The following is a 24382-nucleotide window of genomic DNA, read 5'->3' on the forward strand; positions in this document are numbered from 1 at the left end:
GGCATTATGCACGTGCAATTGCAGGTGTAATGGATACATGCTTGCCTCGCAAATGACGGTGATTTGACGATAAAGCTTCTGGATTAACGGCATGATAGATATCGCCTTTTAGATAAGCTAAGATATTCTCAAACGCAGCCCGAAAATACATTTCATAACTTTCACGTTCTACATAACCGATATGTGGCGTGCAAATCACGTTTTCCATACGCAGTAAATTGTAGCCTTGTAAAATTGGCTCGCTCTCATAAACCTCAATCGCAACCATGCCAGGGCGGCCCATCGTCAGCGTGGTGATTTACCCGACCAAACCCCAAGCGTTACACTTGCGCTAATCGCCGTAGTGCCGCTTGCAGCTCTGCCGGCTCATAGGCAGCCAGGACTTCTTTCACAGCGATTTCAAGCGTCGGCAGATGGGCGCGCAAGATCTCTTGCTTAACCACAAGTAGCTGGCTAGGATGGGTTGAAAATTCAGTTAAGCCCATACCCAGCAATAAACGGGTAAATGCAGGATCACCCGCCATTTCACCGCACACTGACACTGAGACACCAGCTTGCTTTGCTTGCCGCAAAGTATGCGCAATTAAATGCAAGACCGCAGGGTGCAGGGGGTCATACAAATGGGCAACCGCACTGTCAGAACGGTCAATCGCCAGCGTATATTGAATCAGATCGTTCGTGCCAATTGACAAAAAATCAAAATGCTTTAAAAAAAGCCCGACAGCAAGTGCCGCCGCCGGAATTTCGATCATGGCACCAAGCTTAAGTTCTGAACTATAAACCAGCCCGGCGTCATCGCATTGGCCCTTGGCTTGTGCAAGTAAATCGAGCATTTGAGTGATCTCTTGCGCATGCGCCAACATCGGGATAAGTAATCTCACCGGCCCAAAAGCCGAGGCCCGTAAAATAGCGCGCAACTGGGTCAGAAACATCTGGGGCTCGGATAAACTCCAACGAATTGCACGTAGACCGAGCGCCGGATTAACCGTATCCTCAACCTCGCGCATATCAAGCGATTTATCCGCGCCCACATCAATGGTACGAATGGTGACAGGCAAGCCTTTCATCGCCTCAATCACCCGCCGATAGGCATCAAATTGCTCTTCTTCATCGGGTAGCGCATGCTGACTATGCATGTACAAAAACTCGGTCCGAAAAAGGCCAATGCCCACCACCCCCGCAGCCAGTGCGGCGCCCGCATCCTCAGGGAGTTCAATATTTGCATAAAGTCCGATCGGCGTGCCATCTAGGGTTTGCGTTGGCGAGAATTTAAGTCTTTGTAGCTTGCGTTGCTCCAGCGTTTTTTCGCTTTGCCGATAGATATATTCTTCCAGCACAATCGGCGGAGGGTCAACAATGACCACGCCTCGCTCGCCATCTACAATGATCAGATCATCTTGGCGAATCAAAGAACTGGCCTGTTGCACGCCAATCGCGGCCGGAATGCCTAAGCTGCGCGCCATAATTGCCGTATGCGAAGTCCGCCCACCCAAATCTGTCACAAAGCCATGAAAAACTTGGGTTTTAAATTGCAGCATGTCGACCGGCGCGATATCGCGCGCCACAATAATCATTTCACCATGGTCAGCCGTGCTGGCTGCTTTATCGGCAATCGCCGCCACGGCAAAGGATGAGCCCGCCAGGGCTTTTAATACACGCTCGACAACCTGTTCAACATCCGCCTTACGCTCACGTAGATATTCATCTTCAATCTCATCGAAATGACGGCCCAAACGCTCAAGCTGCTCAATCAATGCCCATTCGGCGTTGTAGTGGCGGGTACGAATCAAATCAACGGTGGCTTCGGCCAGCATTGCATCACGCAAAATCAATGAGTGCAGATTGACGAATGCACTCATTTCGCTCGGCGCATCTGGCGGCAATTCTGCACATAAAATCTCGAGCTCGCGCTGGGCCGCATCTTGCGCGGCGCAAAAGCGCGCGACTTCAGCTTCGAGCTGGTCCGGATCAATAAAATAGTGATCGACTTCAAGCGCGGTGGCCGCTATCAGATAAGCCCGTCCGATCGCGATACCGCTGGATATGGGAATTCCATGCAGCATAAAAGACACGCGAATCTCCTAAGGTAACCTTTTTGTTTTGATTTGCGAACGATTTAACAACTGACTACCCCCCTTCGCCAAACTTGTCCGCGACCAGCGCTAGCAGCGCTGCCATTGCCTCGGCTTCATCCACCCCGTCTGCTTCAATTAATACGGTACTACCGATGCCAGCCGCCAACATCATGACGCCCATAATGCTCTTAGCATTAATCCGGCGACCGTTACGCGTCATCCAGATTTGACATTGGTAACGCGCAGCAAGTTGCGTCAGTTTGGCAGAAGCGCGTGCGTGCAGGCCCAGTTTATTAACAATGGTGGTTTCTTGTTGCAGCATGGTACTCCGGTTGGTAAAACTCAGATAAAGATGAAGTGGGCGGTAAAGGACCTGAGGGAATAGTGATCGCTTGAATACCTTTTGCGCCACCCGCTAGTGCTTTCTCAGCCAGCTGATCAAGCGGGGTTGTACGATAGCAAACAGCCCGTACCAGCATCGGTAAATTAACCCCGGCCAGCACCCGCACCTGGGGGAGATGGACCAATTGACTCGCAATATTGGCAGGCGTTGCCCCGAAAAGATCAGTCAGCACCAGCGCACCATTGTCTTTGATTAAGCAAGACAGTTCATTGTGCGCGGCGGCAAGTAGCTCTGCTGGATCGCTATCGGGAACAACATCAATCGCCCCAATGCGCGTCGGCAGCTCACCATAAATATGCGACAGACAGCATTTTAAAGCGCCCGCGAGCGGAGCATGTGCGATGATTAGAATACCTGCCATATCAGCCTAAAGTAGAAGACTCTATGACTATGCAATGCTGTAGTCGAGTACAAAATACCATTTATAACCAGCCTAGCATATACTAATATACGCATGATAATGCACTTTGTTGCGAATACTTAAAGGGCATTCGTGCCCGTTTCGCCAGTGCGAATCCGGATTGCCTGTTCGATCGGCGCCACAAAAATTTTGCCATCGCCAATTTTTCCTGTGCGTGCCGTGCACTCAATGGCGTCAATCACCTGCTCAACGAGTTCTTTCGGCACGGCAATCTCAATTTTGACTTTCGGCAAAAAATCGATCACATATTCAGCGCCACGATATAATTCCGTATGCCCTTTCTGTCGGCCAAAACCTTTAACTTCGGTCACGGTGATCCCAGAAATACCAATTTCTGACAAGGCCTCACGCACTTCATCGAGTTTAAATGGCTTGATGATTGCGGTAATCCATTTCATTAAAAACTCCGTCAAAAACCAAAAAAATATTTGTCTAGCCTAAATGGCTAATTCGTACCCAATAGACTTAAGTATACGAGGCATTCATGCTACAGTCGTCTTATCTAAGCGTGATGTATCTGCATCACGCCGATACTGAGCAGTGACTAGTATGGCATATCATTCATTTCCATAGCGCAGTCATTGCGTCGTTCATCTTTCCTTTTTTACGCACAGCCTCTGTGCATTGCTCCGAGGTCACACTATGAAACCTAGCGAACTCTTTCAAGACTTGCAGGCGAAAATTTCTGATTTACTTAAAAATTCACCCGTCAAAGATATTGAACACAATCTGAAAGCCATGCTCACGCAAGGCTTTGCTAAACTAGACCTGGTCACTCGTGAAGAGTTTGATATTCAGACACAAGTCCTCGCCCGCACCCGAGCAATGCTTGAAGAGCTTGAGTTGCGCGTGGCTCAGCTTGAGCGCGAGCTCAATTTGTCTAAAACGGATTAAACGAGTATCTGGAGATAAGGTATGTCGCTTGCTGTGGTTCACAGCCGCGCACTCACGGCGGCAAGCGCACCTGAAGTCACCGTTGAAGTCCATTTGGCCAATGGATTGCCCTCATTTTCTATTGTCGGCTTGCCCGAACTTGAAGTGCGTGAAAGCCGAGAGCGGGTGCGCGCAGCACTGCAAAATTCTGGTTTTACATTTCCGGTGCGCCGCATCACAGTCAATCTAGCGCCGGCTGATCTGCCCAAACAATCTGGCCACTTTGATCTACCGATTGCGCTAGGTATTTTGGTCGCTAGCGAGCAATTACCCGCCGCGGCACTACATACACACGAATTTGCCGGCGAATTATCCCTGACCGGCGCTTTGCGGCCGATGCGCGGCGCTTTTGCCATGGCATGTGGACTTGCGGCCCAAGCCGCAAAAGCTAATCCATCGCCCGCAACGCCCGTTCATCTCTACTTACCGCTAGGCTGCGCGGCTGAAGCCGCACTCGTGCCTACGATTGCGGCTTTTGGAGCCGCTGATCTGCGCACCCTATGCACTCATCTAGCTGGCTTGCTTAGCCCTCCCCTGCTACCGTTTAAGCCAGTTGAGGCAATATATTCCGCCATCCTCCCCGATATGGCGGACATTATCGGCCAAAGTGCCGCCAGACGCGCGCTTGAAGTAGCTGCAGCCGGCGCCCATCATATTTTGATGATCGGTCCGCCAGGCTCCGGAAAATCTATGCTCGCCACCCGTCTTGCCAGTATTTTGCCGCCAATGTCCAATCAAGAAGCGCTGGCCTCTGCGGCCCTATTAAGTGCCAGCTCACTAGGCTTCACACCGGCACAATGGCGCTGTCGGCCGTTTCGTGCGCCACACCATTCGGCCACGGCTACTGCCCTAGTCGGTGGCGGCAATCCGCCTCGGCCAGGAGAAATTACGCTAGCGCATCATGGCGTATTATTTCTAGATGAATTACCGGAATTTAACCGGTGCGCATTGGAAATGCTGCGAGAACCCCTAGAAACCTGCTCCATCACCCTCTCACGCGCATCGCATCAGGCTGAATTTCCTGCTGCCTGCCAATTAGTCGCAGCAATGAACCCTTGTCCTTGTGGCTGGCTGGGTGACCCAAATGGACGATGTCACTGCTCGCCAGAAAATACCGCTCGCTACTGGCGCAAATTATCCGGGCCGCTGCTGGATCGCATTGACCTACACATTGAAGTGCCCGCGCTGACTCCCGCCGAATTAGCCGAACGGACTACACTATCATCGGAAGCAAGCGCCACCGTAGCCGCCCGGGTCGTCGCTGCGCGTTCGCGCCAACTCACGCGGCAACAGCAACCCAACCGATTTCTAAGCGGCCGTGAAATCGACGCCCTATGCAGGCCAGACCATGCCGGAGAAACTTTATTGCGCAGCGCAAGCTCTCGCTTTGGCTGGTCAACCCGGACTTATTACAGTGCACTCAAAGTCGCACGGACGATTGCCGATCTCGCTGACGTTAAAATGCTCGATGCTTCTCATATAGCCGAGGCCATTCAGTATCGCCGGGTATTCAAATAGGACTGGAAACTGGAGAAATGATTGTCGAGTAACAATCATTCATGCTTTACAATTTGCATATGAATATTTTTCAGCGCCTTTGTCCTCACCGCCGGCTTATCGCCTACGTTATCGCATCAGTCATCGCCACCACTCTTGGCTGCGCTGCATGGCTCGCATTCAATTCGACCCCGCATGTGCCTCATGCGACATTTACTCTCCTTTCTGGCCAGAAAATTTCCACTGAACAGCTTACAGGCAAAGTCTATCTGGTCAATTTTTGGGCAACCAACTGCCCCAGTTGTATCCAGGAAATGCCCACGCTCGTTAGCGCCTACACTGAATTCAAAGACCAAGGGCTCGAAGTTATCGCGGTTGCAATGAGCTACGACACGCCAAGTTATGTGAAAAACTATAGTCAAACACGCCAATTGCCGTTCAAAGTCGCCATTGATGATGGCAGCGCTGCGAAGAAATTTGGCAATATCCAACTCACCCCCACTACTTTTGTGATTGATAAAGATGGGCGCATTTTGAAGCGCTATATCGGTACGCCAAACCCTCACGAACTACATCAGTTACTCAAGTCAGCACTCGCCTCTGCTCGCGCGAATACATTCGTATAAATATCTGCCCATTTTTTGCCCAGAGTTACCTTAAATAGATACAAGAATTTGGCGAATAAAACCATACGCCGGATCGACCATCATCATGGCGTTTCTCTCGCCTCTGACCATAAAAATAACAGCAATTATATTGGGGCGATGCAAATTTCCCGGAACATTCTTTAAAAGAAATTCAAATGTTTTCTATACTCTCCGTCCAACCCGCTATGCCTCTTACGGGCACCCACCCTCTAGCGCCGGAAGCCGCCTTGGAAAAGGCATTAGCGCAGCCTGAATCCGCTGCCGCGCTGGGCAATACGTTATTGAAAAATGCTTTTTTAGATGCAGCAAAGAATGAGCGTTTTCAAACAGCTTATTTTAAAGAATTCGAAAAAACTGAACGATACATGTTTCGAGAGAGACTTCGTCAAGATGACGTTTTCCAACATTTTCTATCGCAACGTTTTAAACATGATATTGCTCATCAGCAAAAAATAAGCAGGCAGCCAGATATATTTTGGGAAAAAATGAAATTTTTCCCTACGGTTAATCAAAATGAGCGCGGGTCTGTCGACATTCAAATTACCCACATCATTTTGCATCATACTGCGACTAACAGTGCAGCCGAAACGGTGAAAATTATGGCGGATCATAATGTGAGCTCTCATTATTTGATTGACCGTGATGGTGATTTGATATGCTTAGTTCCGGATAACTATCAAGCTTGGCATGCTGGCGTATCAAAGTGGCAAGGAATGAAAAATGTCAATTTTTGTTCAATTGGCATCGAACTGGTTAATAACGGATTTGAACCTTTTCCAAATGAACAGATCAACAAGCTATTTGAATTACTCGAAGATCTCAAAGATCGTCACGCTATCCCGATTGAAAATTTTATTAGCCATGCAGATATCTCACCCGGGCGGAAAGTTGATCCCAATTGGTTTTTCCCATGGGGTTTGCTAGGTGACAAAGGGTTTGGATTGTGGCTGAAGCCGGGAGAGCGGCAGAGCGAACTGCCAGAGAATTTTGATACCGCTGATGCGTTAACGACACTTGGGTATCAAGTAGAACCGCTTAGGAATGCAATTCAAGCTTTCAATCTACACTACTTGGGGCACAAGGAAAAATTTGAACTAGATGAAGAGGGCAAATTCACTTTGCATAGCCTTGCAATAAAAGTATGCGGCAGAGTTGAAGATACCACTTTGCACGTCAAGACCTCTGGGATCAATGATTTTGCTTAATTGACTTGCCTATGAAGCGATTACAGCCGATAATCGCTTCAATAATTGAAGCGATTAAATGATGCAAATATCTGACCTGTGGATTTGGCAACAATCCGGTTGGCCACAATTTAGCTGGCAGCAAGATAAACTTTCTCCAGCGTTAGCCCGTGCGCGGTTAGCGCAAGGCAAAATATTAGGCGCCACGCGTTTGCTCGATACCAATCTGACGCGTGAAGCGATAGCCTCTATTCTTGTTGAAGACGGTTTAACCACAAGCGCGATCGAAGGCGAACAACTCAACCTGGATGCAGTCCGTTCATCGGTAGCCCGGCACTTGGGATTGCCTACGGTTGGGTTACCCGCTCCGGCGCGCGCTGTCGACGGATTGATTGAAGTTTTACTGGACGCAACACAGCACTATAGTGCTCCGCTTACGACTGAGCGCCTGCTGGGCTGGCAAGCAGCGTTATTTCCCAATGGTTATTCGGTACTGCATCCCGTGCGTTCTGGCGCATTGCGAGGGGATGCGCCAATGCAAGTGGTTTCAGGTCGCATCGGCCACGAACGGGTACATTTCATTGCACCACCGAGACCAGGGCTAGAGTTAGAACTGGAGCGCTTTTTAACCTGGTTTAATGCCAAAGAGGCTAAGAGCGATGGCTTGATCCGTGCGGGACTCGCTCATTTGTGGTTCGTCACATTACATCCCTTTGAAGACGGCAATGGCCGGCTTGCTCGTGCCATTACTGACATGGCATTAGCGCAAGATGAACGTCAATCGATGCGATTTTTTAGCTTATCTGCACAAATTCTGCGGGAACGAGCAAATTATTACACCTACCTTGAGCGCACGCAGAGAGGCGGCCTAGATGTTACCGAGTGGTTGGTTTGGTTTTTAATGCAAATTGAGGCCGCTGCCACCGCCGCACAACAATCCATCACCAACACTCTGGCTAAAGCTCGATTTTGGTTACATCATCAAGCAAGCAGTCTCAATGAGCGCCAGCATAAAGTGCTCAATCGTTTGTTGGACGCTGGCTCTAAAGGGTTTGAAGGCGGCATCAACACCCGTAAGTATATAAGTTTGACTAAAACCAGCCGCGCTACAGCCTATCGCGAATTAAGCGAGTTAGTTGCAAAAGGCTGCCTTACTTCTACGGGTAAGGGAGGGCGCAGCACTAGCTACGAAATTATATATCCGTGCGACGGCTACGATCCCCACCACCCAAATGGCCGATAGGCCAGTGACTCGCCGGCTTTAAGCAGGTTGCGGAACTTCACCCGTTGCACTACCACTCTGAGCTTGTAAGCGTAAAATGACTTCTTTGCGATACCGGTTTAATTCTTGCGCGGTTTTAAACGAGCGATCAAAAATAAGCGATAAATTATGCAAAATTCGATCAACCACTTTATTTTCCCAACCGCCGTCAAAACGTATCTGCTCATCAAGCCAGTGCTCAAGCCATTCAGGATCAGGTAAACGCGATTGCACCGTGTCACGCGGAAAAAGCGCGCGATTCACGTGCAAATTAGTCGGGTGCAAAGGTTTTTCAGTCCGGCGGGCCGACGCCATGAGCACGCCAATTTTAGCGAATGCAGCACGCGCAGTATCACCGGATTGCACCAGCGCTTTTTTCATATAGCGTAAATAGGCGCCACCATGCCTTGCTTCATCGCGCGAAATAGTTTCATAAATATGCTTGATGACCGGCTCAGTATGCCAACCGGCTGCACACCGATACCAGTGATTTAAGCGGATTTCACCGCAGAAGTGCAACATTAGCGTTTCTAACGGCGGCGCTGGGTCAAACGGAAAGCGTACGGCATGCAACTCCTCTTCCGTCGGCAATAGTTCCGGGCGAAAACGCCGTAGATACTCCATCAGCACCAGAGAATGCTTCTGTTCTTCAAAAAACCAGATACTCATGAATGCAGAAAAATCGCTGTCATGGTGGTTATCGCGCAAGAACATTTCTGTTGCAGGCAGCGCCGCCCATTCGGTAATGGCATTCATCTTGATGGTGTTAGCCTGCTCTGACGTCAATAAAGAGGCATCAAAACGGTCCCATGGAATGTCTTTTTCCATGTCCCAACGTACGGCTTCGAGCGATTTATACAACTCGGGATAAAGCATTGTGTCCATATAGTTCATTCCTGTGTCCGCTATCTACAATGTGGCGGACTAGACTTCCTCAATTGTCTTATGATAGCACGCTCTACGTCGGCTTGTTCACCGCCTTATACATACACGGTTTACAATAGGGCCAAACAAGTTACCATCAAACTAAAATCGTTTCTTAGGCCGATCATATTTGATATTTTGTTGAGGAAATACTCAATAATGTACATATTTCCCCCTATTTTGGCTAAAGCGCGCTACGATGGAATGGCATAGTTTTTATAAATAGGCTGTCTATTGAATTTGATCCAAACCGCTCCATATGCGTTGAGCATCACCGAAGCGTCGGAACAAGGAGTCATACCATGCAGATGATTTATAACAGCCCAAACTATTGTATCGTTGAGTTTCCAGCACAAGTCGGCAGTTTCTCGCTGAAGGCTGGAGCATATGAAATCGTTGCGAAAAATCTACAACGTGAACTGTTTATTGATGGTGAAATGGCGGCGCAATTCCGAGAAAATGTGCAAAAATTGATTGAATTACAACCCACTATTGACGAAATAGACGATTTCCTCGGTCAATTCGATAGTCTGATGACACATCCGGTCATCCTGCACTAAAGCAGCTTGTTGCCGTTTTTCGCATGATGACGCACAACGGGCATTAGCGCCATTATTGTGATCCAAGCGCCTCGATGCAACACGCATAAGTGGCATCGAGCGCACCTGGTTCAGACACAGTCATACCAAGGTCACGTAAGCGACCATCATGTACGCCATATACCCAGCTATGAATCATCAACGCCTGACCACGCGCCCAGGCGTCCCGCACGATGGTTGTACGGCATACGTTGACAGTTTGCTCAATTGCATTGAGCTCAATTAAACGCCGATGCCGCTCTTCGCCAGCAGGTATCTGTTCTAGCAGTTGCCGATGCTTGTCTTGGACATCTTGAATATGGCGCAACCAGTTATCCGCCAGCCCCACACGTCGCTCAAAGAGCGCCGCCCCCACCCCAGAACATCCATAATGGCCGACCACCATAATATGCTTAACTTTGAGCAGATCAACCGCAAATTGAATCACCGACAAGCAATTTAAATCGGAATGAACAATCACATTCGCAATATTACGGTGGACAAATACTTCACCAGGGGGCAAACCAATAATTTGATTTGCCGGCACGCGCGAATCAGAGCAACCGATCCATAGATATTCCGGTGTTTGCTGATCCTTTAAACTTAAGAAATAATCGGGATTCTCAGCCAACATGCTCTTAACCCACGCACTGTTGTTATCGAACAGATGGCTAAGGGGATCGGGATGATCTTGCGCCGAATGATTGATTGTATCCATCAGAGTAGGGTCATTTTCCAATTTACGTGACATGCCAGTTGAGCGAATTAATGAATCGATACAGCATTGAAATTCTGCCGCCCGAACGGACTCACACGGTAGCCAGAAACGTTACCACGCGTCAATGCAATCACTTTGGGATGGCCAATCGGAAGCCACAGCGCTGCATCGTAGATGATTTTCTGCGCCGCAAGATACAATTGGGTACGCTGCGTTTGATCCGTCGTGGCCTTTGCCTTAGCAATCAACTTATCCAGTTCAGGCTGACAAAAACGTGCGAAGTTAGTACCCGAACGTACCGCCGCACAGCTAAATTGCGGGGTCAAGAAATTATCTGGATCTCCATTATCGCCAGCCCAGCCCATAAACAATAGATCATGCTCGCCTTGCTTCGCCTCGCGGATCAACTCGCCCCATTCAACAATTTTGACCTGTGCCTTAATGCCAATTTTTTCAAGATCAGCCTGCAATAGCTCGGCGCCTGTTTGTGGATTTGGGTTCAGAGTGCTGCCCGTTGGACGCGTCCAAATCACGGTCTCAAAGCCCTTAGGATAGCCCGCCTCAGCAAGAAGTTGTTTGGCTCGGACAATATTGTTCGGCCATGGTTGAATGTTTTTCGCATAACTCCAAGTACCTGGCGGATAAGGGTTGCCAGCAGGCAAAGCCGTTCCATTAAATAGCGCATTCAGATAATTGGGGCGATCAAATGCTAAGTTGATCGCTTGGCGCACTTTTTTATTATCGAGCGGTTTATGCTGGGTGTTCAAAGCGACAAAGGCGGTCATAAAACCAGGGGTTTCAATCGTTTTAACCAATTGATTTACCCGCGTTGCGCTCACGTCTTGCGGCCGTGGCGACAATGAAATTTGGCACTCGCCAGCTTTCAGCCTTTGCACACGCACAGCTGGATCGGGGGTAATCGCATAAATCAGCTGGTCAACCTGCGGGCGCGCGCCCCAATACTGTGGGTTGCGGTCATAGCGGATAAGCGCATCTTTTTGATAGCTACGCAGCATGAATGGACCCGTGCCGACGGGCTCTAAATTGAAATCTGCAGTGCGGTTCGCGGTGAGCAACTGGTTTGCATAGTCGGCCGAATAGATCGAGGCAAAACCCATCGTCAGTACTGACAAAAAGGTGGCATCGGGTTGATTCAAAGTAAAGCGTACTGTATCTGCGTCAATTTTTTGGATGGCTTTTAGCCGCTCCGGCAATTGCAGCGATTGCGCATGTGGAAAGCCGCTGGGGCCCGCCACCTTATGCCAAGGGTTGGCCGGATTCAGCATCCGATCAAAAGTGAAAACCACATCATCCGCATTCAATGTGCGACTCGGCTTGAACGCGCCCCTGGTCTGAAAATGCACATTAGGGCGTAAATAAAAAGTGTAATTGAGTCCATCTGCACTCACATCCCATTTCTCAGCCAAGGCCGGTACGATTTTGCTGGTCACCTCGTCGAAAGCCACTAGGCCATTAAAAATAAGGTCGGCGCTTGCATTCGTGGTCACCAACGCATTGTACTGAACAACGTCGAAACCATCAGGGCTTGCTTCCGTACAAACGGTTAAAGACTTAGACACTGCAGATTTAGCGACAACGGTTAACGGCGCGCTCAACAATAATAAACTCGCGCAGCAAGTAGCGATCAGTTTTTGCTTCATAAAGCCTTTCTCTCTGATAATTGGCATGCGAGTGTGGCCTTACACTGGCTTCCCGTTTGCGGTTTTTTTAACTTTTAACAGCAAACTTACATTTTTTTCGCACGAATCTGCGACACAACAAAGTCTAACACTGGCATGACCCCTTCCAGGCTATTCGTCAGCGCCGGAGAAATCTCATATTTTCCCTGCACAGCTAGCGCAGGTACGCCCGTAAGGTTGTAATCCACCATCAATTTATTGTCACGCTGTAGCTCACTTGCCGTACTGAAAGAGTTGTAGATCTCGAGGAATTTTTTCTTATCAACACCATGCTGCGCAATAAATTCTGCTTGCGCTTCGGTGGTTTGCAAATAATTCCGGTCGACATGAATGGCTTTAAAAATTTTTGGCGCCACCTGAGTCGCGACCCCGAGTGCATCAAGCGCATGATACAGTCTTTGATAAAGCGCCAGGTTTGCGTCAAACGCAATCGGCACACGCTTAAGCACAACATCAGGACCTTGTTTGCTAGCCCACGCTTCAATCAAAGGATCAAAGTCTTTGCAATGTGGACAACCGTACCAGAAAAACTCAATCACTTCGATTTTGCCTGCCGCCACACTCACTGCCTGCGGGGTTTTCAGGACTTTATAGTGTTTGCCCGCTTGCGGCACTAAAGCCGACGCATCAGCGCTACCCACGGCAAAAAGGATCAAGGCGAAGAAAACACCAAGCGATTTTTTCATATTAATCTATAACCACTATCGAGTTAAAAATACAGAAATATATCATTTAGGCAGACACACTCATTTATTGCTTTGTGGACGGATAATCGCCGTATCAATGCCCGCATCGGTCAGCCGCAAACGCGCCTGATTCATTTGCTCGAAGCGCGTAAACGGACCAAGGCGCACGCGATAATACAAGATGCCCGCATTCTCGTAGCGGGTTACCTTCGACTCAAAGCCTTGTAAGGCAAGTTTAGCCCGTTGCTGTTCGGCATCTGCCCGTGTCTTGTATGCGCCCACTTGCAAATAATAACTGCTGTTCGCCCCGTTAGAGGCTAGCTCAGATTTATTGACAGCTTGGCCGCTGTTTAGCGCGCCGGCAGACGATGGCACTTCGACAATCTGCGGTTCGATCATAGAGCCTGGCTCAGAAGATGGCCCCGCTGGTGCCACTGGCTGACTAGGAGATCTGCCTTGCAAGAGTCGGTTTGGATCAGCACTGGCTTGGCTATTTAGACTCTCCGCGCTAGGTGCTGGCGCAGTCTTTGTGACAAAAGGCGTGGGCGCCCGCGTCACGTATAACGCAACCACAACCGCAATCGCCAATCCAACTGTGAGACCGAGCACGATACCCAAAAGTGTCCCCCCATTTTGCTTAGAAGAACGGCGTTGCTTTCTCATGATTCAAACAGTACCCAAGTAATTTCAAAATAAGGCCCATGATTAATGGGGTCTTTCAGCTACATTTTAGCGGGTGCGCTGACACCCAGTATAGCTAAGCCATTCGCCAATACTTGGCGGGTTGCTGCAATCAAAGCTAAACGCGCTATACGCTTAGCATCGTCATCAACCAAAACACGCTCAGCATTGTAAAACGCATGAAACTGACCGGCGAGCTCGCGCAAATAAAAAGCCACCGCATGTGGCGCAAGTTCAGTCGCCGCGCGCGTTAGCATTTCAGGATATTCAGCCAAACACTTAAGCAACGCGTTTTCATGCGGACTGACCAGTGGCGTGACATCCGCTTGCGTCAAGGTGGTCAAATCCCCGCCCCACTGCGCCAGCACTGAGCAAATACGAGCATGTGCGTATTGCACGTAATACACCGGATTTTCATCGCTTTGCTGCAACGCAAGGTCAATATCAAATACAAACTCCGTATCCGCCTTACGAGAAACCAGAAAAAAACGGACGGTATCGCGACCACGCCTGATGATGTCATCATCAGGCAGCGCAGCTGTTGGCAGCTTTTCTGGTGCAGCTTGGCCGCCGCCTGACCATTCGATCAAATCACGCACCGTCACGTAACTGCCTGCGCGTTTTGAGAGTTTAACCTCCTGACCGTTGCGCATTACCGTCACCATCTTGTGTAACACATAATCCGGGTAACCTTGCGGTATATTCAGCCCCAACTGCTGTAAACCCGCTCGCACTCGCGCAATCGTCCCGTGATGATCAGAACCTTGCACATTAATTACCTTATTAAAGCCGCGCTGCCATTTTGTCACATGATAAGCAACATCTGGCACAAAATACGTATAACTGCCATCGGTTTTGCGCATGACCCGGTCTTTGTCGTCGCCCTCATCCGTTGTGCGCAACCAGAGCGCACCGTCGTGTTCGTACGTTTTGCCAGCCGCCACTAAAGCGGCAACCGTTTCCTCAACCCGGCCATCGCTATACAGCGATGACTCAAGATAGTATTGATCGAATTTAACCCCGAACGCCTGCAGATCCAGATCTTGTTCGCGGCGTAAATACGCCACCGCAAAACACTGGATTGCCTCGAGGTGATTCGCATCGCCCAGCCCTTTTACCGGCTCAGCATCTTGCCTTACGACCGTAGCCCCAGCCAGATAATCGCGCGCGATTTCAGCAATATATTCGCCGTTGTAGGCCGTTTCTGGCCAATCCGCATGGGCCGGCGTCAAACCGCGGGCACGCGCTTGCACTGACAACGCAAGATTATTAATTTGCACGCCCGCATCATTGTAATAAAACTCACGATGCGCCTGCCAGCCTTGCGTGCTCAGCACATTCGCCAGGACATCGCCTAGCGCTGCCTGCCGGCCATGGCCAACATGCAGCGGGCCCGTCGGGTTAGCAGATACAAACTCTATCAGCACGCGCTTGGCCGGCTGCTCAGCCACTGCAAAGGCACACCCAAACGACGCGGTTTCATTCAGCACCGCCCGCGCCACCGCTTGTTTCGCCGCAGCCGACAACTTTAAATTGATAAAACCCGGCCCAGCAACGTCGGCCGACTCAATCAAACCTGACGCACGCGGATGCGCACATACGCTCTCTGCGAGCTGCTGAGCAAGCTGACGTGGATTCATGCGCCATGGCTTAGCGAGCTGTAAGGCAAGATTACTCGCCACATCGCCATGGGCAGCGATCTTAGGGCGCTCGAGCGTAATCAGTAAATCTAACTCACTGGCAAATGATGGCGCTAAATTTTTGATCGCGTCAGTAAAAATGGCTTCAATAATCTGTTTTTGGGCTGGTAACATGCAAGGCAAAGAAACGTAATGCACAAATTTGCGCGGAAGTAAGGATTCTAGCAGTGATACAAAGCCTTCAGCTTGTAACCGACAAAATTTAAGGAGCTCCTATGTTAATTACTTTTAAATCAATCGCTACCCCTGAGATCATCATGCTCGATAACCTTGCACGGTTCTTACTGAGGATTATCGGCAAACCACTGGATAAGCAAGGGGTGATTAGCCACGATGAGCTAGCGCAAGCCATCGCTCGCTTAGAAGCCGCTATTGATGATGAGCAAAAAAAAGAAGCGCTAGCGCGTGCCGAACATCATTTTGACCATGACGAGCTAGCCGATGAAACACCTGTTGGGCTTGCGCAACGCGCGTTTCCACTGCTGGATATGATGCGTGTTGCGCATCAGCAAGAAGCCGATATTGTCTGGGGTATTTGATTACAGTGAAGGTCTTTTGTCCTTAGGCTCCAGACTTTCAATGCGGTATCGGTCAACAGCTGTGTCATTTACCAATACAAAACCGACTAAAAATCTCGCCAAGTAAATCATCCGAAGTGAATTCACCTGTAATGGTATTGAGTTGCAGTTGCGCCAAGCGCAGTTCTTCGGCAAAAAGATCAAGCGCCTGCGCGTTCTGCGCTGCTTGCTCCGCCGCGTTCAATAGATGACGGTTGGCTGCGCGCAGTGCAATCAAATGCCGCTCACGCGCCGAATAAACACTTTCAGTACCGACTTGCCAGCCAGCAATCTCCAACAACTGCGCACGTAAATCGTCAATCCCCGCGCCTGATTTTGCTGACAAGCGTACAGTCCGCACAGCTTTGGCCTCGGTGGCCAAAGCCACAGCAGCCGATTCTGCAAGCAAATCAATCTTATTATGGAGTTGAATAATCGGCACGCCTGCCGGTAAGCTAGCAGCAATCGCCGCATCTTCATGCGTAAAGCCGATACGCGCATCTAGCAAATGCAGCACAATGTCCGCCTGCTTAATCGCTTGCCAAGTACGAGCGATGCCAGCCCGCTCAACCTCATCCTCTGTCTCGCGCAAACCTGCAGTGTCAACGATATGCAGCGGGATACCTTCAATCTGAATGGTCTGCGCAATTTTATCGCGGGTGGTGCCAGCAATCGGCGTCACAATCGCCAGCTCAGCGCCAGCTAGCGCATTCAATAATGAAGATTTACCTACATTAGGCTGTCCGGCCAACACCACTGACAGCCCTTCGCGTAATAATGCGCCTTGCCGCGCATCAGATTGAATCTGGCTCAGTTCATGACGAAGTGTAGCGAGTTTGCCACGCGCATCTGCAGCCTCCAGAAAATCAATTTCCTCTTCCGGAAAATCAAGAGTGGCTTCGACCAACATTCTAAGGCGAATCAAATCCTCCACCAACTGCTGAATCGCGCGCGAAAACACCCCATCTAGCGAGCGACCGGCACAACGGGCCGCGGCTTCCGTACTCGCCTCAATCAAATCAGCAACCGCTTCGGCTTGCGCTAGGTCAAGCTTATCGTTAAGAAAGGCGCGACGCGTAAATTCACCAGGCTCAGCTAAACGCAAACCCGGTACTATATTCGCAGCAAGACAACGCTGTAACAATAACTGCAAAACAATTGGCCCACCGTGCCCTTGCAACTCGAGTACATGTTCGCCGGTATAAGAATGAGGCGCAGCAAAATAAAGACCTATACCGCGGTCCAGAATCCCTCCCTGCGCGTCCAAGAATGGTACGTAAGTCGCGTAACGTGGCAAGAGCTCCTGACCGCACACGGCTAACATCAAGCGGGCAACCACTTCTGCCACCAGCTTGCCAAACGATAGGCGCACTACGCCGATCCCACCCCGGCCTGGGGCGGTAGCAATAGCAATAATTGGATCTTGATGAGTTGTAAACATTAGCGGCACACCTACGATCTTTGTAATGATAGAAGACACGTCAGATCAGTTTCGTGAGAATATGGCAAAAAGATTGACAGCAAATTTTAGAGATTGACCATGGCGACACAATCCTCAAATAAAGAGACCAGCATTGCTCTTGTCTGGTTTCGTCGGGATCTACGACTATTTGATCACGCCGCACTTTATCATGCGCTGAAAGAATACGACCAGGTTATCCCAGTCTTTGTCTTTGACACCACCATTTTAGCGACCCTACCCCGTGCAGATCGTCGCGTTGAATTTATTCATGCATCACTGCGTGCGCTCAAAGACGAATTACAACAAGCCAAGAGCGATCTTGTCATACGACATGCAAATGCTGTTACAGCGATTCCGGAGTTAGTCGCCGAATTTAGAGCTAGCGCAGTTTATACTAATCGCGACTATGAGCCAGATGCCATCAAGCGCGACGCCGAAGTCACCACTGCTCTTCGTGAGCAGGACGTCGCGCTGCGCACATTCAAAGATCAGGTAATTTTTGAGCAGGACGAAATTGTCACTCAAGCCAATAGTATGTATAGCGTGTTTACGCCCTACAAACGTGCATGGCTTACCAAGTTAAACGATTTCTACCTACGCTCATATCCCGTAGCACCTTACCTGCATCACTTAGCCCAATTGGATGCACAACCTTTTCCGTCATTGCAAGAACTCAATTTTGTGCCTGCCGGATTAGCTGATTTGCCCATCCAACCTGGCACGACAGGCGGTGAAGCGCTATTTGAGAATTTCAAGGAGCGTATTGATCGCTATCACCTCAGCCGCGATTTTCCAGCAGTCAAAGGGCCATCTTATTTGTCCGTACATCTACGCTTTGGTACGCTATCGATTCGTGAGTTAGCGGCTTACGCCTGGCGTGAAGGCAGCCACGGAGCTCAGACGTGGCTCTCAGAATTGATCTGGCGTGAGTTCTATCAGCAGATTCTTTGGCACCGGCCAGATGTGGTGCACCATGCCTTCAAGCGGGACTACGATGCGCTAGCCTTCCCAAACGATGAGATCTTATTTACAGCTTGGTGCCAAGGACAAACTGGCTACCCTATGGTTGACGCAGCCATGCGCCAGCTCAATCAGACTGGCTATATGCATAATCGACTGCGCATGATCACTGCGAGTTTTCTGGTCAAGGATTTATTGGTTGATTGGCGTTGGGGAGAACGTTACTTTGCCAAACAGCTGATTGATTTCGATCTGGCTGCCAACAATGGCGGTTGGCAATGGGCGGCGAGCACCGGCTGCGATGCTCAGCCCTATTTCCGCATTTTCAATCCGGTCACACAATCAACAAAATTCGACTCTGATGGCAAGTTTATTCGCCGCTATTGCCCGGAGCTAAGCGCTTTGCAAGGTAAAGCTATTCATGCACCATGGCTGGCAAACCAAGCCACGCTCGATGCTGCGGGTATTACGCTTGGCGTGGATTACCCATTGCCAATAGTTGATCACGCCTGTCAACGCGATAAAGCATTGGCATTGTTTAAGCACCGAGACAGAACATCAATCAAATCCAATGACGATTCTGCTACCGCCTAATCTCGCCACCTTTATCACAACTCTTTAGGTCTTCAAGAGCGTCAAAGCCAATCAAAGAGCTTGTGCAGAATCCTCGGGGCGCAGATCAAATACCAACACCTCTGCCTGTTTCCCTGCCGAAAAATGTAAAGAAGACTCATCTCTCACACGCACTCCATCTCCTGCGTTTAGCTCTTTCTCATTAAGCATGATAGAGCCGCGTGCGACATGCACATAAGCGCAACGCCTACGATCAAGCTCTAGGTTAGCGGCTTGCGCGCCGTCAAATACGCCTACATACATATGCACATCTTGATGGATTTGGAGGGTGCCTGCCGCCCCATCAGGTGACAATACTGGCCGTAACCGCCCATTTTTATCAGCCTGCGGAATATGCATCTGCGCATGACGAGGGGCGATCCCTTGCTTACCGGGGAGGATCCAGATTTGCAGCAAATGCACAGGTTCATTTGGATCAGGATTCATTTCGCTATGCATGATGCCCGTACCAGCACTCATGATTTGCACTTCATCGGGGCGCATCGTCGCATGGGTACTCGTCGAATCTCGGTGCTCTAGAGTACCGGTTAGCACATAGGTGACAATTTCCATATTTTGATGCGGGTGCATCCCAAACCCACGGCCGGGCGCAACGATGTCATCATTAATCACCCGTAAGTCAGAAAACCCCATATGCGCAGGATCATAGTATTGACCAAAAGAAAAAGTGGGGCGGGAATGCAGCCAGCTAGAGCGCATAAGACCCCGTTCATCGGCTTTACGTATTTCAAGCATGGCGCCTCCTTAAAAGGAAATGTATGCTGAGTGTATCTTAAATTCAATCGGATAATTTAGCGCCGCCCTCTTTTTTAATAAATTCTAAAAGTAGAAAGCTAAGCCATGCTGCAAGGGCTCATTTCTGCTGTGTGATTTAACCGAAGACGGCTTCTGATCGACGTATGTATTGGACGAAGTCGATGCATGGCACGGCAACTTCGTGCATAGAACATACAGAAGGTATCTTTCGTTTCGATTTCACGGCGGGTAGCAGATTTTGTCGCCCTTCATTTGATACCAGCTCTCTCCTATGAGCTCGTGCTGTAGCAATGATGAGCAGATCATTCTCGCCGACGCCATTCGAATGATACTTGTCACCCACAATTCCGAGTAGCCCCTTCATCCGGATCGCGTCTTGTATGATTACGTTCGTGATTCCTAGTTGCTCTAGATTCGCCGTCACCAGCCAATTACTGCAATCAGGTGTTTTCTTACGAACCTCTTCGTATGCCACGCTAGGCATCGTGAGCCTTCGCTGGTTGATCTCAGCCGCTATCCATACCCACAAACCAGGAAATTGACCTACTGGATAATTGTCCCAAGCGTAGATCATGGAAGAGGCGTCAAACACCTGCATAGTAGCGTTCCAATTGATGCAGGTCATTGATCTTCAAGCCATCGAGATAACTACTTGCCTTCGCCAAGGTGATGTACCGACTATTGAGTGCATCCAATACAGCGCGCACGAATCTATCGCCGAAAATGTGCGAAGGCTCTCGATGGCGGTACATCCGGGTTCCACCATTCTGCTCAGGAGAAGACTGAGCAGACCGCCAGTGTCGGTAATCAGCATATTGCTCTTGCGACAGCCGACCAATATCAAGCAGGCGACGCAAGATGACTTCCGTGCTAAGGCCCCACTCTCGCCGAAGCGGTTTCAACCACTCATCGAACTCAGAAACTTGTCGCGGGCGGTACTTATCATCCACTCTTGCTAGAAATGCCACAGGCACAAGCAGGTGTCCAGCGAACGTGTTTGCGTCTTTTTCGTGACCTTGGTGGGACTGTATATCGCGCTCGTCGTCAATTGAGCTGCTTCGATGCAATAGCAAGTGCCCCAACTCGTGCATGAGGGTGAAGGATTGCTGAGATTCCGAGGCCTGCTTTTTTACAACGATGACGGGACAATCACGGTCGTAAATGCTGAAGCCCAGAATCGGACTCTCTTTGGCGATTTGCCACTTGCCATTGTATCCGTTGCTACGAAAAACCAGCACACCACGCGCTTCTAGCGCCGTTCTATAACTGTCAAACGTATTACTGTCATCGAGACCCAGCCAGCGGCGCGCGACCTTGGCTGCTTCCGTGGGGTTCTCGCGCGGCAGATCCTCCGGCTCTTCAAACCGAGGCAAATCGGCGCCATCTAAATCTTCGCGAAGGCTCAGATATATCTCACGCTGTCTCTCGACGCGCTCGATGAGTAACTTCAACCCGGTTGTTAGCTCAGGTTTTTGATTTGCCAAGGTCCGGAACGCGGCGGTATGCACTTGGGTTTCGTCGACCGGCCCGGGTTCTAGGAAAAAAAGCGCTCCCCGACCAAAGAAGCTTGCGACCTTACTGAGCTGAGGGAACGTTAAGCCGTGCTCTCCCGCCAGAACGCGCTCCATCGTCGCTGGCAAGATGCCGACCGCAGACGCGAGTTCGCCTGGCGTTGTGCCGTGATCGGCACAGCACCAAATTATCCTCTCCGAATTGATCGACTGAATTAGCTCCATAACACCCCATTATACCGACCGGGCATTGCCTTGCAAGGCGTCTTCGCTTCTCTCAGGAGAGGTGCAGGGGCGGTAGTAACGTCTCGATGACAAAGCACTATGTGCGCAAACGAGGGAGACTCGTTAAGCCTACAAAATAGATTTTTGTAGAACAAAATAAAGAACCCAAATTAGGCTAGAAGCCTGATGGTATATGGTGGGGCGTGAGCGGCTCGAACGCTCGACCTACGGATTAAGAGTCCGCTGCTCTACCAACTGAGCTAACGCCCCAAGAGAAAGCGTATTATAACAAGCTAACACACACTCAAAATCGTATTTCGTATGCTTGCTCATTTTGAACAGAAAATTTTAACCCGCGAAAATCTCGTCGCAAAGCGTCCAACTCTTTCAGCGCCAGTTGTTTTTACAAACGGCGTATTTGATATTTTGCATCGCGGCCATGTCAGTTATCTAGCTCAAGCGCGTACATTAGGCGCATGTTTGGTGGTTGGCGTTAATAGCGATGCGTCGGTACGCTTACTTGGTAAAGGTGAGGATCGCCCAATCAACAATGCTGCTGATCGCATGGCGCTGATAGCCGCACTTGCGAGTGTCGATTGGGTGGTATGTTTTGAGGAGCCAACGCCAACTGCATTGATTGATGCATTACGGCCGGAGATCCTCGTTAAAGGCGGCGATTATGATATGGACGCATTGCCAGAAGCGGCGCTTGTGCGCGGTTGGGGTGGACAAGCGCTGACGATTCCTTTTGAGTATCAGCGCTCAACGTCTGCTTTATTGCATAGGGTGCGTGCATTCTCGCTACGGGACGCGATCCCCGCGGTAACAACGACAAATTAAAGTGTGATTTCTCAGGTAGGGTACCCATCATTAAATTGGGCCCGTGATGAGAATGGGTGTAATCACACACAAATTTCGAAAACCGTCAAGATCCTTATTGGATTTTTGTCATGATTCCGTTTATTCAGCCCCTTGCTTTAATTTGAGTTGACGTTATTAATGATGGGTTACCAGAACGTTGGCCAAACACAACAGGACGCAGTTATTTATTTGAAAAACCCGACACAGGGGAGTACTTTATTATGTACTGCCTGGATATATTTAGGCGTTCATATTTCTAACAAAAGAGAGGGGGGAATACACAAAACGGACCAAGACTCAAACTCAATCATTTAATAGCACTCTCAGTTTAGGCATTCTTTTTAATAAACATCATAATCAGGAGAAACCATGAGACTTCTTACTTTGCTCTTAACCAGTGTATTGACTTTCATTTCACCCACTTCAGCATTTGCCAAAACGCCTGTATCGACTGACATTACAGCAGCGGTTAATTCAGTTTGGGTACGTTGGTTACCTAACGCGCTTCCTGCTGCCGGCTATATCACATTGAAAAATAGCTCAGACCAAGCGCTCGATGTCACTAAAATCACGAGCCCAGACTACCAAAGGATCACAATATATCAAACTGTAGCCGATGCAGAATCCAGCAAAATGGTTAAAGTCGATAGATTCACTATCCCTGCGAAGGGTGAGTTTGCGCTCGTTCCCGGCAGTTACCACCTTATGTTTGAAAAGCCAACCCGCTTAATTACGCCAGGCGACAACGCCAGAGTTATTTTCTTTTTGTCAGACGGCAAAGTGTTTAAAGCAAGAATGCCGGTACGCACATCTCCAGAACTCTATTAAAATAAAATTAGCGTTCGCATATTGTGCAGCCAATCATAACGCAATAAGTGTTTACTTAAGGAGGCGCACACTTAAAGTCAGTGCGCGCCTCTTCGATTGAGTTGAATCGACGTGAACTTTGCTTAAACAGCGTCCGATTATCATAACCCCATTCTATCCATAATCTGCTTTATCCCTTTTGCAAGCTCTTGCGTAAAGTTTACAAGAGACAAAACGCCCACCTGGACCGAGCAAAAGCAATTCAAATATGTCTCAGTGTCATAATCTGCCGACTGGATTAGCATGCCTCGACCAGGTGTCATCGCTGTTTAACATCAGCAATCCTAATTTATCTATCATTAGACGAATTCACTTGCTCGCGCGCAATTAACGCAAGCCCTGTTAGCACTAAGTGCTCATGGTAGGTGTAGTCAATTGTCAACAAGCGGCTCACTCCTTTGGCCGCACCACCACTTAATACGCATCGGACCGGAGCGCCAATCTGGGTGCATAAATCGCGCCACGCGCGCTCAATTAAACTAGCTTGAGCAAGTAAACAGCCTTCATGCAAAGCAGTCTGCGTATCGACCGCAAAGGGCGCTCCAGCCTGCCCGCCATGTGGGTCTTGTCCTTCAGTCATGTGTTCCGCCGTCGGCAACAACGCGGTATGTTGACCCAACGACTGCATCATCATCGTCCCGCCGGGCGCAATCAAGCCGCCAGCAAAAGTGCCATCTGCATAAAGCGCTTCCAATGTAGTCGCGGTACCTAAAGTAGCAATCAGCAGATGTTCCGCCGGATAGGTTGCGCGCGCGCCAATCAGACTAGCCCAACGATCACTGCCAAGTTGCCGATAATCGCGATAACTATTCCGCACGCCGCACAGGCTGGGCTGTGCGCTTACCGTATGGCGCGGGGCATGCGGCCAACGTGTGCTGGTTAAGGTTTCAAGGCGCCTGGCCGTACGCTCACCCGCCACATTTGCAATCCAAACACTACCGGGTATTGGCAGCATCGACCAATCCGGCTCTGGCAATGAGAGTAACGCGCCACGTTCATGCGCAAAGGCGCCAGATGCAATGCGCGTACCGCCGGCATCGGCCAGTGCCCATTTAATGCGGCTATTACCCGCATCGATTAAAAGAAAAGGAGCCGCAGATGGAGCAAAAGACATCATGAGTGTATTGAAAAAGAAGCCCTTT

At 49.6% G+C, this 24382-nt stretch carries 24 protein-coding genes, 1 tRNA gene and 2 pseudogenes; 10 read left to right on the forward strand and 17 right to left on the reverse strand.

Translation table 11 applies throughout. The annotated features are described in order from the left end of the window. Positions 1-4 precede the first annotated feature (4 nt). The 5 genes and pseudogenes from KMZ15_RS08525 to KMZ15_RS08545 all read right to left on the reverse strand — a co-directional run. Positions 5-277: pseudogene (locus tag KMZ15_RS08525) on the reverse strand (hypothetical protein); the annotation flags it as partial. A gap of 43 nt (positions 278-320) precedes the next feature. Beyond that, a complete protein-coding gene (gene ptsP / locus KMZ15_RS08530) occupies positions 321-2072 on the reverse strand; it encodes a phosphoenolpyruvate--protein phosphotransferase (protein WP_223692658.1) in 1752 nt (583 codons plus the stop codon). Positions 2073-2127: 55 nt separating this feature from the next. After that, entirely contained in the window at positions 2128-2397 is a 270-nt protein-coding gene (locus KMZ15_RS08535; protein WP_223692660.1) for an HPr family phosphocarrier protein, read from the reverse strand. Then, a complete protein-coding gene (locus KMZ15_RS08540; RefSeq protein WP_223692663.1) occupies positions 2369-2839 on the reverse strand; it encodes a PTS sugar transporter subunit IIA in 471 nt (156 codons plus the stop codon). The genes KMZ15_RS08535 and KMZ15_RS08540 overlap by 29 nt, the downstream gene beginning before the upstream one ends. Before the next feature lie 119 nt (positions 2840-2958). Then, a complete protein-coding gene (locus KMZ15_RS08545; RefSeq protein ID WP_223692665.1) occupies positions 2959-3297 on the reverse strand; it encodes a P-II family nitrogen regulator in 339 nt (112 codons plus the stop codon). 244 nt (positions 3298-3541) lie between these two features. On the opposite strand from KMZ15_RS08545, the gene KMZ15_RS08550 reads away from it, so the two are divergent. The 5 genes from KMZ15_RS08550 to KMZ15_RS08570 all read left to right on the forward strand — a co-directional run bounded on the left by KMZ15_RS08550 (position 3542) and on the right by KMZ15_RS08570 (position 8403). After that, positions 3542-3793, forward strand: coding sequence for an accessory factor UbiK family protein (locus KMZ15_RS08550; protein ID WP_223692667.1), 252 nt, complete (start codon positions 3542-3544; stop codon positions 3791-3793). Between the two features lie 21 nt (positions 3794-3814). Next, entirely contained in the window at positions 3815-5350 is a 1536-nt protein-coding gene (locus KMZ15_RS08555; protein WP_223692669.1) for a YifB family Mg chelatase-like AAA ATPase, read from the forward strand. 59 nt (positions 5351-5409) lie between these two features. Next, positions 5410-5955, forward strand: coding sequence for a TlpA disulfide reductase family protein (locus KMZ15_RS08560; RefSeq protein WP_223692671.1), 546 nt, complete (start codon positions 5410-5412; stop codon positions 5953-5955). 176 nt (positions 5956-6131) lie between these two features. Continuing rightward, the gene (locus tag KMZ15_RS08565; protein WP_223692682.1) at positions 6132-7181 is read left to right on the forward strand and encodes an N-acetylmuramoyl-L-alanine amidase; all 1050 of its coding nucleotides are present in this window, start codon (positions 6132-6134) and stop codon (positions 7179-7181) included. Between the two features lie 58 nt (positions 7182-7239). After that, the gene (locus KMZ15_RS08570; protein ID WP_223692685.1) at positions 7240-8403 is read left to right on the forward strand and encodes a Fic family protein; all 1164 of its coding nucleotides are present in this window, start codon (positions 7240-7242) and stop codon (positions 8401-8403) included. 18 nt (positions 8404-8421) lie between these two features. Here the strand turns inward: KMZ15_RS08570 and KMZ15_RS08575 are convergent, their stop codons facing one another. Further along, on the reverse strand, positions 8422-9306 hold the full coding sequence (locus KMZ15_RS08575; protein ID WP_223692687.1) for a ferritin-like domain-containing protein: 885 nt from the start codon (positions 9304-9306) through the stop codon (positions 8422-8424). A 341-nt stretch (positions 9307-9647) separates the two neighbouring features. Here KMZ15_RS08575 and KMZ15_RS08580 point away from each other — a divergent pair, with 341 nt between their 5' ends. Further along, entirely contained in the window at positions 9648-9905 is a 258-nt protein-coding gene (locus KMZ15_RS08580; protein ID WP_223692689.1) for a DUF3567 domain-containing protein, read from the forward strand. A 64-nt stretch (positions 9906-9969) separates the two neighbouring features. Here the strand turns inward: KMZ15_RS08580 and can are convergent. The 5 genes and pseudogenes from can to argS all read right to left on the reverse strand — a co-directional run. Next, positions 9970-10641 (reverse strand): annotated as a pseudogene (can, locus tag KMZ15_RS08585) (carbonate dehydratase); the annotation flags it as partial. A 47-nt stretch (positions 10642-10688) separates the two neighbouring features. Continuing rightward, the gene (locus KMZ15_RS08590; RefSeq protein ID WP_223692691.1) at positions 10689-12302 is read right to left on the reverse strand and encodes an ABC transporter substrate-binding protein; all 1614 of its coding nucleotides are present in this window, start codon (positions 12300-12302) and stop codon (positions 10689-10691) included. Positions 12303-12388: 86 nt separating this feature from the next. Then, complete coding sequence (locus KMZ15_RS08595) at positions 12389-13027, reverse strand: thiol:disulfide interchange protein DsbA/DsbL (protein WP_223692692.1); 639 nt, start codon at positions 13025-13027, stop codon at positions 12389-12391. Between the two features lie 60 nt (positions 13028-13087). Then, a complete protein-coding gene (locus KMZ15_RS08600) occupies positions 13088-13690 on the reverse strand; it encodes an SPOR domain-containing protein (RefSeq protein WP_223692694.1) in 603 nt (200 codons plus the stop codon). A 59-nt stretch (positions 13691-13749) separates the two neighbouring features. Beyond that, entirely contained in the window at positions 13750-15522 is a 1773-nt protein-coding gene (gene argS, locus KMZ15_RS08605; RefSeq protein WP_223692697.1) for an arginine--tRNA ligase, read from the reverse strand. A 101-nt stretch (positions 15523-15623) separates the two neighbouring features. On the opposite strand from argS, the gene KMZ15_RS08610 reads away from it, so the two are divergent. Continuing rightward, entirely contained in the window at positions 15624-15947 is a 324-nt protein-coding gene (locus KMZ15_RS08610; protein WP_223692699.1) for a DUF1840 domain-containing protein, read from the forward strand. Between the two features lie 64 nt (positions 15948-16011). Here the strand turns inward: KMZ15_RS08610 and mnmE are convergent, their stop codons facing one another. Continuing rightward, entirely contained in the window at positions 16012-17406 is a 1395-nt protein-coding gene (gene mnmE / locus KMZ15_RS08615; protein WP_223692702.1) for a tRNA uridine-5-carboxymethylaminomethyl(34) synthesis GTPase MnmE, read from the reverse strand. Between the two features lie 99 nt (positions 17407-17505). Here mnmE and KMZ15_RS08620 point away from each other — a divergent pair, with 99 nt between their 5' ends. Beyond that, positions 17506-18981, forward strand: a complete 1476-nt coding sequence (locus KMZ15_RS08620; RefSeq protein ID WP_223692705.1) for a deoxyribodipyrimidine photo-lyase — start codon at positions 17506-17508, stop codon at positions 18979-18981. A gap of 51 nt (positions 18982-19032) precedes the next feature. Here KMZ15_RS08620 and KMZ15_RS08625 read toward each other — a convergent pair whose 3' ends face one another. The 4 genes from KMZ15_RS08625 to KMZ15_RS08640 form a co-directional block, all read right to left on the reverse strand. After that, positions 19033-19755: a pirin family protein gene (locus tag KMZ15_RS08625; protein WP_223692707.1), complete on the reverse strand. Its 723-nt coding sequence runs from the start codon at positions 19753-19755 to the stop codon at positions 19033-19035. Between the two features lie 136 nt (positions 19756-19891). Continuing rightward, complete coding sequence (locus KMZ15_RS08630; RefSeq protein ID WP_223692710.1) at positions 19892-20374, reverse strand: DUF4411 family protein; 483 nt, start codon at positions 20372-20374, stop codon at positions 19892-19894. Beyond that, positions 20361-21512 (reverse strand): ImmA/IrrE family metallo-endopeptidase, encoded by a 1152-nt coding sequence (locus KMZ15_RS08635; protein WP_258134748.1) that lies wholly within the window; start codon positions 21510-21512, stop codon positions 20361-20363. The genes KMZ15_RS08630 and KMZ15_RS08635 overlap by 14 nt, the downstream gene beginning before the upstream one ends. Positions 21513-21706: 194 nt before the next feature. After that, positions 21707-21782, reverse strand: a tRNA-Lys gene (locus KMZ15_RS08640). Positions 21783-21833: 51 nt separating this feature from the next. Here KMZ15_RS08640 and rfaE2 point away from each other — a divergent pair. Continuing rightward, complete coding sequence (gene rfaE2 / locus KMZ15_RS08645) at positions 21834-22352, forward strand: D-glycero-beta-D-manno-heptose 1-phosphate adenylyltransferase (RefSeq protein WP_223692714.1); 519 nt, start codon at positions 21834-21836, stop codon at positions 22350-22352. Between the two features lie 390 nt (positions 22353-22742). Then, a complete protein-coding gene (locus KMZ15_RS08650; protein ID WP_223692717.1) occupies positions 22743-23201 on the forward strand; it encodes a copper chaperone PCu(A)C in 459 nt (152 codons plus the stop codon). 328 nt (positions 23202-23529) lie between these two features. Here the strand turns inward: KMZ15_RS08650 and KMZ15_RS08655 are convergent, their stop codons facing one another. After that, a complete protein-coding gene (locus KMZ15_RS08655; RefSeq protein ID WP_223692719.1) occupies positions 23530-24357 on the reverse strand; it encodes a type III pantothenate kinase in 828 nt (275 codons plus the stop codon). Between the last annotated feature and the right edge of the window lie 25 nt (positions 24358-24382).

Origin of the sequence: Mycoavidus sp. HKI, from assembly GCF_020023735.2 — a bacterium.
Classification (GTDB): Bacteria; Pseudomonadota; Gammaproteobacteria; order Burkholderiales; family Burkholderiaceae; genus Mycoavidus.

What these genes read in the sequence shown, in the direction of transcription:
- KMZ15_RS08575 (WP_223692687.1), bottom strand. Translation starts at nt 9,306, where the DNA reads ATGGACACAATGCTTTATCCCGAGTTGTATAAATCGCTCGAAGCCGTA.
- KMZ15_RS08630 (WP_223692710.1), bottom strand. Translation starts at nt 20,374, where the DNA reads ATGCAGGTGTTTGACGCCTCTTCCATGATCTACGCTTGGGACAATTAT.
- KMZ15_RS08620 (WP_223692705.1), top strand. Translation starts at nt 17,506, where the DNA reads ATGGCGACACAATCCTCAAATAAAGAGACCAGCATTGCTCTTGTCTGG.
- KMZ15_RS08555 (WP_223692669.1), top strand. Translation starts at nt 3,815, where the DNA reads ATGTCGCTTGCTGTGGTTCACAGCCGCGCACTCACGGCGGCAAGCGCA.
- KMZ15_RS08545 (WP_223692665.1), bottom strand. Translation starts at nt 3,297, where the DNA reads ATGAAATGGATTACCGCAATCATCAAGCCATTTAAACTCGATGAAGTG.
- KMZ15_RS08550 (WP_223692667.1), top strand. Translation starts at nt 3,542, where the DNA reads ATGAAACCTAGCGAACTCTTTCAAGACTTGCAGGCGAAAATTTCTGAT.
- KMZ15_RS08655 (WP_223692719.1), bottom strand. Translation starts at nt 24,357, where the DNA reads ATGATGTCTTTTGCTCCATCTGCGGCTCCTTTTCTTTTAATCGATGCG.
- mnmE (WP_223692702.1), bottom strand. Translation starts at nt 17,406, where the DNA reads ATGTTTACAACTCATCAAGATCCAATTATTGCTATTGCTACCGCCCCA.
- KMZ15_RS08595 (WP_223692692.1), bottom strand. Translation starts at nt 13,027, where the DNA reads ATGAAAAAATCGCTTGGTGTTTTCTTCGCCTTGATCCTTTTTGCCGTG.
- KMZ15_RS08570 (WP_223692685.1), top strand. Translation starts at nt 7,240, where the DNA reads ATGATGCAAATATCTGACCTGTGGATTTGGCAACAATCCGGTTGGCCA.
- KMZ15_RS08600 (WP_223692694.1), bottom strand. Translation starts at nt 13,690, where the DNA reads ATGAGAAAGCAACGCCGTTCTTCTAAGCAAAATGGGGGGACACTTTTG.
- KMZ15_RS08610 (WP_223692699.1), top strand. Translation starts at nt 15,624, where the DNA reads ATGTTAATTACTTTTAAATCAATCGCTACCCCTGAGATCATCATGCTC.
- KMZ15_RS08560 (WP_223692671.1), top strand. Translation starts at nt 5,410, where the DNA reads ATGAATATTTTTCAGCGCCTTTGTCCTCACCGCCGGCTTATCGCCTAC.
- KMZ15_RS08565 (WP_223692682.1), top strand. Translation starts at nt 6,132, where the DNA reads ATGTTTTCTATACTCTCCGTCCAACCCGCTATGCCTCTTACGGGCACC.
- KMZ15_RS08625 (WP_223692707.1), bottom strand. Translation starts at nt 19,755, where the DNA reads ATGCTTGAAATACGTAAAGCCGATGAACGGGGTCTTATGCGCTCTAGC.
- KMZ15_RS08580 (WP_223692689.1), top strand. Translation starts at nt 9,648, where the DNA reads ATGCAGATGATTTATAACAGCCCAAACTATTGTATCGTTGAGTTTCCA.
- rfaE2 (WP_223692714.1), top strand. Translation starts at nt 21,834, where the DNA reads ATGCTTGCTCATTTTGAACAGAAAATTTTAACCCGCGAAAATCTCGTC.
- KMZ15_RS08540 (WP_223692663.1), bottom strand. Translation starts at nt 2,839, where the DNA reads ATGGCAGGTATTCTAATCATCGCACATGCTCCGCTCGCGGGCGCTTTA.
- KMZ15_RS08535 (WP_223692660.1), bottom strand. Translation starts at nt 2,397, where the DNA reads ATGCTGCAACAAGAAACCACCATTGTTAATAAACTGGGCCTGCACGCA.
- KMZ15_RS08650 (WP_223692717.1), top strand. Translation starts at nt 22,743, where the DNA reads ATGAGACTTCTTACTTTGCTCTTAACCAGTGTATTGACTTTCATTTCA.
- KMZ15_RS08635 (WP_258134748.1), bottom strand. Translation starts at nt 21,512, where the DNA reads ATGGAGCTAATTCAGTCGATCAATTCGGAGAGGATAATTTGGTGCTGT.
- argS (WP_223692697.1), bottom strand. Translation starts at nt 15,522, where the DNA reads ATGTTACCAGCCCAAAAACAGATTATTGAAGCCATTTTTACTGACGCG.
- KMZ15_RS08590 (WP_223692691.1), bottom strand. Translation starts at nt 12,302, where the DNA reads ATGAAGCAAAAACTGATCGCTACTTGCTGCGCGAGTTTATTATTGTTG.